Origin of the sequence: Planococcus sp. S3-L1 (assembly GCF_030063085.1) — a bacterium.
Taxonomy (GTDB): domain Bacteria; phylum Bacillota; class Bacilli; order Bacillales_A; family Planococcaceae; genus Planococcus; species Planococcus kocurii.
On sequence record NZ_JASISN010000014.1, the window covers coordinates 64947 to 76809 of the forward strand.

At 38.8% G+C, this 11863-nt stretch carries 10 protein-coding genes; all 10 read left to right on the forward strand.

Going from position 1 to position 11863, the window contains the following annotated elements; genetic code table 11:
* Positions 1 to 31 precede the first annotated feature (31 nt).
* The 10 genes from QMF37_RS13085 to QMF37_RS13130 all read left to right on the forward strand — a co-directional run bounded on the left by QMF37_RS13085 (position 32) and on the right by QMF37_RS13130 (position 11648).
* The gene (locus QMF37_RS13085) at positions 32 to 1408 is read left to right on the forward strand and encodes a hypothetical protein (RefSeq protein ID WP_283478478.1); all 1377 of its coding nucleotides are present in this window, start codon (positions 32 to 34) and stop codon (positions 1406 to 1408) included.
* Positions 1409 to 1465: 57 nt separating this feature from the next.
* Positions 1466 to 2575 carry a glycosyltransferase family 4 protein gene (locus QMF37_RS13090; protein ID WP_283478479.1) on the forward strand — a complete coding sequence of 370 codons (1110 nt, stop codon included), beginning with the start codon at positions 1466 to 1468 and terminating at the stop codon, positions 2573 to 2575.
* A gap of 45 nt (positions 2576 to 2620) precedes the next feature.
* Complete coding sequence (locus tag QMF37_RS13095; RefSeq protein WP_071153315.1) at positions 2621 to 3928, forward strand: glycosyltransferase family 4 protein; 1308 nt, start codon at positions 2621 to 2623, stop codon at positions 3926 to 3928.
* A gap of 436 nt (positions 3929 to 4364) precedes the next feature.
* Positions 4365 to 5750 (forward strand): sugar phosphate nucleotidyltransferase, encoded by a 1386-nt coding sequence (locus QMF37_RS13100; RefSeq protein WP_071153314.1) that lies wholly within the window; start codon positions 4365 to 4367, stop codon positions 5748 to 5750.
* A gap of 57 nt (positions 5751 to 5807) precedes the next feature.
* On the forward strand, positions 5808 to 6761 hold the full coding sequence (gene manA / locus QMF37_RS13105; RefSeq protein ID WP_283478480.1) for a mannose-6-phosphate isomerase, class I: 954 nt from the start codon (positions 5808 to 5810) through the stop codon (positions 6759 to 6761).
* Between the two features lie 256 nt (positions 6762 to 7017).
* Positions 7018 to 7908 carry a UTP--glucose-1-phosphate uridylyltransferase GalU gene (gene galU, locus QMF37_RS13110; protein ID WP_058384612.1) on the forward strand — a complete coding sequence of 297 codons (891 nt, stop codon included), beginning with the start codon at positions 7018 to 7020 and terminating at the stop codon, positions 7906 to 7908.
* 15 nt (positions 7909 to 7923) lie between these two features.
* Complete coding sequence (locus QMF37_RS13115; protein ID WP_283478481.1) at positions 7924 to 9249, forward strand: UDP-glucose dehydrogenase family protein; 1326 nt, start codon at positions 7924 to 7926, stop codon at positions 9247 to 9249.
* 19 nt (positions 9250 to 9268) lie between these two features.
* Positions 9269 to 9982, forward strand: a complete 714-nt coding sequence (locus tag QMF37_RS13120; RefSeq protein WP_283478482.1) for a sugar transferase — start codon at positions 9269 to 9271, stop codon at positions 9980 to 9982.
* Positions 9983 to 10215: 233 nt separating this feature from the next.
* Positions 10216 to 10941, forward strand: coding sequence for a YveK family protein (locus QMF37_RS13125; RefSeq protein ID WP_078080628.1), 726 nt, complete (start codon positions 10216 to 10218; stop codon positions 10939 to 10941).
* 2 nt (positions 10942 to 10943) lie between these two features.
* A complete protein-coding gene (locus QMF37_RS13130) occupies positions 10944 to 11648 on the forward strand; it encodes a CpsD/CapB family tyrosine-protein kinase (RefSeq protein WP_283478483.1) in 705 nt (234 codons plus the stop codon).
* Positions 11649 to 11863: the final 215 nt, after the last annotated feature.

The window sequence follows — 11863 nt, forward strand, 5'->3', positions numbered from 1 at the left end:
CAAAGGGAATCATAAATAAAGGGATGAGACGATGGAAAAGCATATTGAGGCCGATGATCGATTTGAAAAAGTCCTGTTTATCATCGTTAATTTAATAACTGGGATTTCAGTGATTTATTATTTACTTCACTTAGGCCAGACTTTCAATAGTGAAGATCCATGGAACCTGTTCATTTTGCTTATTTTTTCTCTTAAATTAGTTATGGACATCTACATCTTCAAAATAGGTTTTGCTTCTTTTTCGTTAGTGCTGCTGTTTTTACCCATTATTAGCATACTGGGCTTTGCACCGATAGGAGAAGTGCAAGCATTATTCAATGACCGCACTCACCTCATTGAAAAACACTTTTATACACTGGCATTTAGTGCGCTGTTTTTCTACTACATTTGGTCGATACTGCTGTGGATGACCAATAAAACCTATAGCAATTACGATGCTAAAATTTTGTCCTATTATTCAGGGACGGTTCATAGTTTATTGGCGACATGGGTGTTCAGTGCATTAGCTATCGTCTCTTCTATTATCTACTTACCTGATCTGCCAGGCTTAGCCTATAAGGATTTGTCGCCTAGCTTATTGCCGGGAAATGCTTGGAATTCTGTTGTCGTAATTTCCTATTTCTTTGTGCTAATGGGTGTTAAAGGCAGTGCTATTCGAAAATTCGCGTTATTATTTGTGCCGTTTTGGTTGTTATCGCATTATGCGAGAGTTGATATTTTAGGGTTGTTGCTCATTCTGTATATGTTGTTAACTGCAACTAAAAAGCTGGATGTGGTGAAGTCAAAATTTTCCTTTAAAAAAGCAGCATTGATTGCAGGAGGATTGCTGGTGTTTTCTTATTTGGGTTTGGTTAGGCATTCGGGACTCATTTTTGATGTAGAAGCAATTGTGGATTCTGTATCAATTCTCATTAATTACCCGACTGTTCAAGATTTGGTTTATTCAACAGCGGCTGCCATTGAGGTCACTCAAAGCTATGGCAATTACTATACGCTCATCGATTACATCCCTCAGCTCATTCCGTCTTTTTTTGGAATTGAAGCCCAGAGTCCGCAAGCGGCTCATCTCGTTGCTTCGCTGATTCATACAAATTATGGCTTGTTTGTATATGGTGAATTTTACTTAAATTACGAAGTCCTTGGACTGATTGCAGCGCCATTTGTTACGTATGCCGTTATTTTCATACCAGCCTTTGTACTAAAAAAACTGTTTGGGAAATTTGGTTTGGCGCTAGGCTATTACTGGATTGTGCTAACCATTGCGCGCGTATTTTGGTATGGTTTTATTTATTTCATTAAGCCGTTAGTCATTATCTTACCTATTTTTATTCTTATTTATTTTATTATTTCATCGTTCGAAAAAGAATTAGTAGACAAACCTGCGTTAAACTCTACTGATCCTCATTAGCATTTGATACACATGAATAGCGGGCAAGTAGAGCTTAGTTCGAGGAGGGGATTTGGAATGACTAGAACAAAAAAAAGGGATTTAATTTTTGTTGGACCTTTGCCACCTCCGATATTAGGAGAGAGTATCGCTCTTCAATCTTTATACAATTCTGATAGGCTGCACAGGCAGTATAAAGTGAAAAAAATCAATTTAAGTCGCAAAGATTTTGAACATCCTGGCGCCCTTTCTTTTGATAAATTGTTTCACGATTCTTTTGCCATTGGCTATTCGATCTTGCTGTCCCTTCGGATGAAAAATCCGATTTTGTATATTTCAATTTCACAAACAAAAATGGGACTTTTACGAGATTGTGTAATGATTCAAGCCTGTAAAGTAGTAGGACGCGGCAAAGTAGTGAGTCATTTGCATGGGAACAATTTAGGTGGGACGATTGACGCAACTTCTGGAATCACAGAAAAATTTGTTGTCAATACGCTGAAAAAAATTGATGTCGGCATTGTGTTAGGTGAAAAATTGTCAACTAATTATCGCGGTTATGTCAACCGCATTGAAGTAGTATCTAACGGCATACCTGCAGACTTCATCTTAAAAAATGAAGTGGGTCAAGCGAAGAAGAGCGGACCACTTTCTCTTTTGTATTTAAGTAATCTGATGTTCGAAAAAGGCTATGTCGAACTAATCAAAGCAACGACTGCTTTGATCAAAGAAGGCCATAATCTTCGGTTAGACTTAGTTGGTGGAATTCAAAACGAAAGTGAATTTCAAGAAGTACAACGCTATATTGCGACAAATGAGATGGAGCAGCATATTCAATACCATGGTCTCAAGCAAGGAGAAGAGAAAAAACGCTTTTTCCTAGAATCAGATATGATGGCTCTGCCAACTAAATACAAAGTAGAAGGTCAGCCGATGTCCATTATCGAAGGAATGGCCGCTGGATTGCCGATTATTTCTTCAGACCGGGGAATCATCGCAGAATTGATCAAAGACTGCGGAGTTGTCGTTGAACCGACAATTGAAGGTGTCAAAACTGCGATCAAAGCTTTGGTATCTGATGATGCAGAACGTATGCGCCTTGGGAGGGTGAGCCGAGAAACATTTGAAGAATTTTATACGGAAGACAAATACACTGATTCTGTAGTTGCCATTTTTGACAAACTTTAAATGGAGACGGCTTTTTTGCATGCTCTCTGGAAAAGGAAGTGCCATATGCTACGTAAAAAGAAAATTACTTTTGTGATTAATTATTTTTATCCGGATTTAGCTGCGACCAGTCAGTTGATGACAGAACTGACTGGGTATCTTCAAAAAGATTTTACGATTACGGTAATTGCAGCGCAGCCAGGGTATGCCGGCGAAAATCATCAAAGCAAAAAACTCTTTGAAGAGGGATATGTAGAAACGATTAAAGTAGTTCGCATTAAACTACCCGAGGTGAATAAAAACTCGAAAGTTAGTCGATTAAAGTATATTTCTTCTTACTTTTTCTTGGCCAATATTGCTTTATTGAAAGAAAAAGGAACCGATGTCATCTTCACGATTTCTCAGCCCCCTGTATTAGGTGGATTGATCGGCACTATTGGTAAGTTGTTGAAACGTTCGAAGCATGTTTATAGTATTCATGACTTTAATCCCGAACAAGCTCAGGCAGTGGCCTATACTAACAATCAGTCCGTTTTTAAAATCGCGAAAATAATCGATAAACTAAATTGCAGTTACGCAGACCAAGTGCTGGTCGTCGGTGAGGACATGGCGGAAACCTTGAGAGGCCGTTTTGAAGATGAGACAGTGCCAAATTATACCGTTATTAGCAATTGGACAGATGAAGATGCTATTGTGCCAATTGAAAAAAGCGAGCCTGCGATACGTGGATTTTTGGAGACGCATGGCTTAAAGGACAAGTTTATTGTCATGTACTCAGGAAATCTAGGGCTCTACTACGACCTAGAGAACTTGATTCAAGTGGCGGACAAATTTAGGGAGCAGCCTGATATTGTCTTCTTATTTATCGGAGAAGGCGCTGTAAAAGAGCGGATTCAACGATATGTAACTGAAAAAAATCTAGAAAACGTGAAGTTTTTGCCTTATCAACCGAAAGAATTTCTCAAGTATTCATTGAATTCGGCGGATGTTCATTTAGTTGTCAATCAAAAAGGCATTAAAGGTGTTTCTGTGCCAAGTAAAATTTATGGGGTTATGGCAGCAGGAAAACCAGTTCTCGGTGTTTTGGAACAAGGAAGCGAAGTGCAACGTTTGATTTTTGAAAGTGGAGCAGGAGTGGTCATTGAACCGCAAAATTATGAGGGTGTTATTCACGCTATTCATTATTTGCATAGCTTAGATCCAAGGGAACTAAAAGCGATGGGCTTAAAAGGTCGTGCTTATCTTGAGGAAAATTTAACGAGAGCTACCTCTATCAACAAATATCGTCAAGTACTCCAGGCAGTGGCAGACAACTCACCGCTTGAACATTCTTTTCAACCAAAACAATATAAAGAAGTTGTCCACAAAAAATAATTACAGTTTAAAAAACCACTTCTGAGAAATCAAATGATTTCTCAGAAGTGGTTTTTTAATGTGGATTTTTGATAAGCAAACAAGTAAATTGCAAACACGTGATGTCTAGATAACTAACAAACTAAAAAATGCCTTTAATTTCTAAAAAAAAAGAATAATAAAACAACTTAGAAAGCTTGATTTAATAGCATTCGGGATGTTAAATAGGTAAATATATCTGATATTTCTAATTTATTAGAAAATTACATTGAAATATTAGGTATTTATATATATAATAGGGTCATGCCTTACTAAAAAGATTGAAAATAGTGGTTACTTAGTTTTGCTTTAGGATAAAAATTACCTATGTAATTTTTACGGGTTCATTATTTTAGTTGTTAAATAAGTATAAAGGACTATTTTTTATGGAGTTGGATAGAGAGAAGGAGGACTTACTATGAGATTAGTTTTGTTATCAGGAGGGTCAGGAAAACGCTTGTGGCCGCTTTCTAATGATGCACGGTCAAAGCAGTTTCTTAAAGTATTGAGTGATGAAGATGGCAATAAAGTTTCTATGGTTCAGCGGGTTTGGAAACAAATCGAGCAAACAGGAATGGCTGAAAACTCCATTATCGCTACGAGTAGCTCACAAATAGATATGATCAAAACACAATTGGGGCAAGAGGTTCATGTCGTTACTGAACCAGAGAGAAGAGATACATTTCCAGCAATCGCTCTTGCAGCTGTTTATCTCTATTCTGTCCAGAAGTGCGGATTGGATGAAGTGGTAGGAATGCTGCCAGTGGATCCTTATGTTGAGAATCGATTTTTTAATCGTGTTCAGGATCTGGAAAAAGCATTGCTTGAGTCTGGTGCAGATTTAGCATTAATGGGAGTGAAACCAACGTACCCTTCTGCAAAATACGGTTACATTATCCCAAAAAATCAAGAAGATAATTCCTATTTGACAGTAGATTACTTTAAAGAAAAGCCAACTGAGCAGCAAGCGGAAGAGTTAATCGAACAACATGCTTTATGGAATTGTGGAGTATTCGCCTTTAAATTGGGCTATATCATAGATCTGTTAAAAGAAAGAGGAATGCCAATCGAGTACGCTCAACTGCTGAGAAACTATCACCGTCTTCCAAAAAACAGCTTTGACTATGAAGTTGTTGAACGTACAGCTCATATTGTGTCGCTGCCCTATGATGGGTATTGGAAGGATTTAGGTACTTGGAATACGCTGACAGATGAAATGGCAGTCCAAATAACAGGCAAAGGAGTTATTGGCAAAGGAGTAGAAAATTCTCATATTGTCAATGAACTTGACATCCCAATCACTTTGCTTGGATTAAGTAATGTTGTTGTAGCAGCAAGTCCAGATGGGATTTTGGTGACAGATAAAGACGCTAGTACGAAAGTAAAAGAATATGTAGAAGGCTTTAACAGCCGTCCGATGTACGAAGAGCGACGGTGGGGGTGGTACCGTGTATTGGAATATACGCGGTATGCAGAAGGTAATGAAGTATTGATCAAGCGGCTGGGCATAAATGCAGGGAAAAATCTTAGCTATCAAATGCATTATAAACGCAGTGAAGTGTGGACCATTGTTAAAGGAGAAGGGATTTTTGTTTTTAATGATCAATTAAGCCATGTCAGAACGGGCGATGTCATTCACATTCCTTTAGGTGCTAAGCATACATTAAAGGCCACAACCAATATGGAAATTATCGAAGTTCAAACTGGTAGTGAACTGATTGAAGAAGACATTTTCCGTACTTCGCATGAATGGGAAGAAATTGAAGAAATTTGCAAAGAGAAGTTAATCGCTCGCTATGGATAATGTAAGAAAATTTTTAAGTATAAGTGACTTGCTATTTCCATGATGGGAGGAGATCTCATGTATAAGGAACCGGTTTTTTTAAAACCGATTTTTCAAGAAAGAATTTGGGGTGGAGGCAAACTGCAGGAATTGTTTAATTACGATATTCCTTCGCAGACGACAGGAGAAGCATGGGTCATATCTGCTCATGAAAATGGACCGTCTATTGTCATGAATGGTGAACTGCAAGGAATGAGCCTATCGGAAGTATGGTGGAATTACCCACAGTTATTCGGTTCAAGAGTCACCGATAGTGAGTTTCCGTTACTCGTAAAAATTCTCGATGCAAATGACCAGTTGTCCGTCCAGGTACATCCCGATGATCAATACGCTAAAGAGCTTGTTGACAAGCCTAGTGGAAAAACAGAATGTTGGTATATTTTGGATTGTGAAGAAGATGCCGAAATTATTATTGGGCATCAAGCTCAATCGAGAGAAGAGTTTCAGCGGCTAATGATCAAAGGAGAATGGGGGAAGTTGTTTCAAAGTCTCAAAGTGAAAAAAGGAGATTTTGTGTATGTTCCGAGTGGGACGCTGCATTCGATTGGTAAAGGCATTGTGATTTTGGAGACACAACAAAGTTCTGATATTACATTTCGTCTCTATGATTATGACCGTATCGATCAACAAGGAAAAAAACGGGAATTACATTTGGAACAAGCATTGGCTGTGATGACTTGTCCACATAGGCAAGTCATACAAGACAATTTAAAAGAACAACTAACAGATCTAGAGTCTACTCGCTTAATTGAAGGAGAATTCTTTACGGTTTATCATTGGAAGCTTGGTGGAAAGGTCGAAGTCCCATTAACGACTCGTTTTCTACTAGTCAGTGTTATCAATGGTACAGGTCAAATTGTAACTGAGGAAAGTGTTTCCACAGTAAAAAAAGGTGATAACTTTATTGTGCCAGCGACTATCGGTAATTATTTTATTGATGGAAATCTAGAGATGATCGTATCTCATACTTAAACACAATTGCAATTATCTTAATATTTAAAAGTAACTGAAAATAATTTGCGCTTTACAAGAACTTTTGCTGAGTATCGCAAACTGTTCAAGTCTTGCGAGTTAAATTTTTCAAACTACAATTCAGGAATTATCGATGATGAACGAGGCACTGGTCAGCGCTACACGCAAAAGAACCTGTTTTTTGATAACAGTAAGGTTCGCGTCGAGTAGAAAAAAGAAATCGATGTCCTGAAAAATCGAAAGGCGGGTGAATACTATGACAAAAAAAGTGACCAAGGCAATTATTCCAGCAGCAGGTCTTGGTACTCGATTTCTTCCAGTAACGAAAGCGATGCCAAAAGAAATGCTGCCAATCGTAGACAAGCCAACTATTCAATATATTGTCGAAGAAGCGATTGCATCAGGAATTGAAGACATCATTATTGTTACGGGTAAAGGAAAGCGTGCCATTGAAGATCATTTTGATAAAAATTTTGAACTCGAAGATAATTTGTTTAAAAAAGGTAAATTTGAACTTCTTGAAAAAGTTCAACATACCTCAAATGTAGAAATTCATTACATTCGTCAAAAAGAACCAAAAGGTCTTGGACATGCGGTTTGGAGTGCGCGTAAGTTTATTGGAAATGAACCTTTTGCGGTGCTGTTGGGGGACGACATTGTAAAAGCTGAAAAACCATGCTTAAAGCAGTTAATTGATCAGTACGATAAAATGCAATCATCTATTATTGGGGTCCAGCAAGTTCCGGAACATGAAACGCATCGATATGGAATCATTGATCCAAGTGGAATCGATGGACGCTGCTACGAGGTTAGCAATTTTGTGGAAAAGCCAACTTTGGGAACTGCCCCTTCAAACTTGGCGATTATGGGACGCTACATTCTTGAACCTGAAATTTTTGATTTTCTTGGTACACAAAGTGCTGGAGCCGGTGGAGAAATTCAATTAACCGATGCTATCCAAAAACTTAACGAAGTGCAGAATGTCTACGCTTACGACTTTGAAGGCAAGCGCTATGATGTGGGTGAAATGCTAGGCTTTTTGCGGACAACCATTGAATTCGCTTTAGATAGCCCCGAATTTGGAAAAGACGTAGAAAACATTATTAAAGAATTAATGGCCGGAAAATCAGCTGCACCACTACTTTAGTTCGGGGGGAACGGTATGAAAATAGCTGTCATAGGAACGGGATACGTCGGGCTAGTAACCGGCGTAAGTTTAGCTGAAATTGGTCATCGAGTTAGCTGTATAGATGTCAACGAAGAGAAGGTTGCAAAAATGCAACAAGGGATATCGCCTATCTATGAACCGGGACTTAGTGAATTAATGACAAAAAATATCAATGAACGGCGGTTGAGTTTTACTAGCAACCATCGCGAAGGGATCCAGCAAGCGGATGTGATTTACATTGCTGTTGGAACTCCTGAAAAAAGTGATGGCTCTGCTGACTTATCCTTTGTGGTTCAGGCGGCGCACAATATTGTTGACTGTATCAATCACAATGTCATCGTCGTCATTAAAAGCACGGTGCCAGTCGGGACAAATAACATGATTAGTGAAATCATGCAATGTCATTTGACCAGTGATATAGAGGTCGAGGTCGTTTCGAATCCTGAATTCTTAAAAGAAGGATCGGCCATTTATGATTCATTTCACGGAGACCGCATTGTTATTGGCGCAAACAGTGAACGCGCAGCTAGCCTAATTGAGCAGATCAATCAGCCGTTCCAGGTACCTGTTTTTAAAACCGATATAAAAAGTGCTGAAATGATCAAATATGCGTCCAATGCATTTTTAGCAACTAAAATCAGTTTTATCAATGAAATCTCTAATATTTGCGAATTATTAGGGGCAGATATCGAAAATGTATCAAACGGTATGGGGATGGATAAACGAATTGGGAGTCAGTTTCTAAAAGCTGGAATTGGTTACGGAGGATCCTGTTTCCCGAAAGATACAAAAGCATTAATTCAAATCGCGGGAAATGTCGAGTATGAATTCGAGTTGCTAAAAGGCGTAGTTAATGTCAACAAAAAACAGCAGGGAATCTTGATTGGAAAGTTAAATGACTGCCTTCCGAATATCCTGGGTAAAAAAATTGCCGTATTGGGACTGGCCTTTAAACCAAATACAGACGATTTACGAGAATCAGCTTCGATTCTTGTGACGACAGAATTAATCAAGCAAGGTGCAGAAGTTGTGGCATACGATCCTATCGCAATGACTAATGCGAAATCCATTTTAGATCCGCTCGTTCAATATGCGGTATCAATTGAAGAAGCTATTGAAAATAGTGATGCCGCATTAATATTGACGGATTGGGATGAATTTAAAAATGTAGATTTAGCAGTATTCAAAAAGATGAAAAAGCCACTCGTTATTGACGGAAGAAATTGTTTCTCTGTAAAGGAAATGGAGAGAAACGGGATTGACTATTATTCAATTGGTAGATCTGTTCCAGCAAAAATAGCTGAAGTGGCGTCCATCTGAATAATAACGAGAATTTATAATGAAAGTGGTGATTCAAATGTCAGTGTCCGCACCTGAAAAAGAAAAAATAGATCTAAATATAAGGTATAGCGAAACGGTATTTGAAAGCGTAAAAACAAATACGAGCAATGGTTATTTGTACACGAAGCGCTTTCTTGATATTGTCGGTTCGCTAGTGGGGCTGATTATGTTGATGCCTTTGTTTCTATTTATCGGTCTGCTGATTAAAATGGAAGATCCCCAAGGTCCTGTATTTTTCAAGCAGAAAAGAGTAGGAAAGCATGGTGGAACCTTTGATATGTACAAATTTCGATCAATGGTCTGCAATGCAGAAGACTTAAAAGCTTCTTTGCAGCAGCAAAATGAAGCTTCAGGGCCTGTATTTAAAATCAAGAGCGACCCACGAATTACTAAAATCGGGAAATTCATTAGAAAAACGAGTATTGATGAATTGCCTCAACTAGTTAACGTACTCAATGGCGATATGACGGTTGTCGGTCCAAGACCCGCGTTACCAGATGAAGTGGCACAATACACAAATTATGAAAAGCAACGCATAAGCGTAACTCCAGGATTGACTTGTTTTTGGCAAGTTAACGGGAGGAGTAATATTAGTTTTCAGGAGTGGGTTGAAATGGATTTGGAATATATTCGCACTCGAAATACAACGATGGATATCAAACTGATTTTTAAAACTATTTTGGTGCTATTCGGCTCGAAAGATGCGTATTGATACATGAACTCACGCTTCAAGCGAATTCCTTAGTTGAATTAGAGACAACCGACGCATGGAATCTACATAAGGTCCTTGCAGAAGAAGATAAGCGATACATCGGAACTCGGGGACATCAATAATTGAGTTGATGTCCCATAGCTGGGTCTACACGAAAAGGGTTGAGAAAGTGAGTATTGGAGCGGTATCATCTTTACGCTTCCCTATTTCTAAATGAAAGGAGGTTTGGCGAAATGATAGAAACGATTAGCTTGCGTGAAATTTATGGGATATTAAAAAATAGAATTCGCTTGATTTTGACTGTCACAATTGTAGCTATGATTATCACGGCATTGGTATCGTATTATTTAGTTACACCCATCTATCAAACATCTACTCAGTTGCTTATTAGTCAACAGCGCGGTGAAGTAGTAGTAGATAGTCAAAGCATCGAAGCCGATTTGCAATTGGTCGCTACATACAGTGAAATTATTAAGAGTCCGGTGATACTCGAGCAAGTGATTAGTCAATTGGGATTAGAAATGTCATTCGAAGAGTTACAAGGAAAAGTGAATGTGGAAATCGCGGAAAGTTCGCAGCTGCTCAATATAATGGTGATGGATGCAGATCCTGCTGTAGCTGTCGGTATCGCAAATAAAACTGCTGAAATTTTTGAAGCTGAAATTATCGAACTAATGAATGTCGATAATGTTTCGATTTTATCACCGGCCGTAGTCACAGAAAGTCAGGCACCCGTATCGCCAAATCCTCCATTAAACATATTGCTTAGCGCAATTGTCGGACTTCTAATTGGTATGGCCATGGCCATGATCTTACGCTATTTGGATACGACACTCAGAAGTGAAGAAGATGTTCAGAACGTTTTAGGAATACCGGTCCTCGGAGCAATTTCACCGATGAATGAAGAAGAGGACATCCCGGCTAATGAGCCGATTGCCTTTAAGCGTAGGGAGGCATAAAAATGGTCGGACAACAGAAGAAATCAGAAGTGAAAAACAGAAAATTGAATACCTTTACTAATCCCAAATCACGCGTGTCAGAGCAGTTTAGAACATTGCGAACGAATATTCATTTTACTTCTCCTGATGGAGATATCCGTTCGTTGGTCGTCACATCGGCTTCTCATTCGGAAGGAAAGTCAACTACGGCTTCGAATTTAGCGATTGTTTTTGCTCAAGAAGGCAAGCAAGTTTTATTCATCGATGCTGATATGAGAAAACCGACTATGCACCATACATTTAATATTGCCAATACAAGAGGGCTTTCAACGGTATTGAGTCGTCAAATCGCATTGAAAATGGCAATTCAGCCTGCTGAAATTAAAAACCTAGACCTTTTGCCATCTGGTCCAATTCCACCGAATCCTGCAGAATTGCTGAGTTCGAATCATATGGATTTTCTTCTTGAACACGCCTTAGACACCTACGATTTACTAATCTTTGATACACCACCCGTATTATCTGTCACAGATAGTGTGATTTTAGCGAATAAATGCGAAGGTACAATTTTAGTGGTGAACTCAGGAAAGACCGAAAAGGCCTATGCGCTTAAAGCAAAAGAAGCCATTACTACTGCGACAAAAGCTCGCTTGCTCGGTGCTGTGCTGAATAATGTCAAAGTTCAACAGGAAAGTGATTATGGGCAGTATTACGGAGTTGAAAGATAGTAGATTCCGAGTAGTTGAACGGTGAAATTCTATTCTGCTGACTCTGTACCAAAGCACTAAGCTTTAAAAGTAACTTTTCTATATATACGAGTTAATTTCATAATTCCGAGCCCTTGCGGCTCTAAGTGTAATATCTCAAGAAAATAGAGCACCTCCCCAAATCCTGTATAATGGTAGTCACCACAACATACACAAACAGGAGGGAAAGCGCTCTA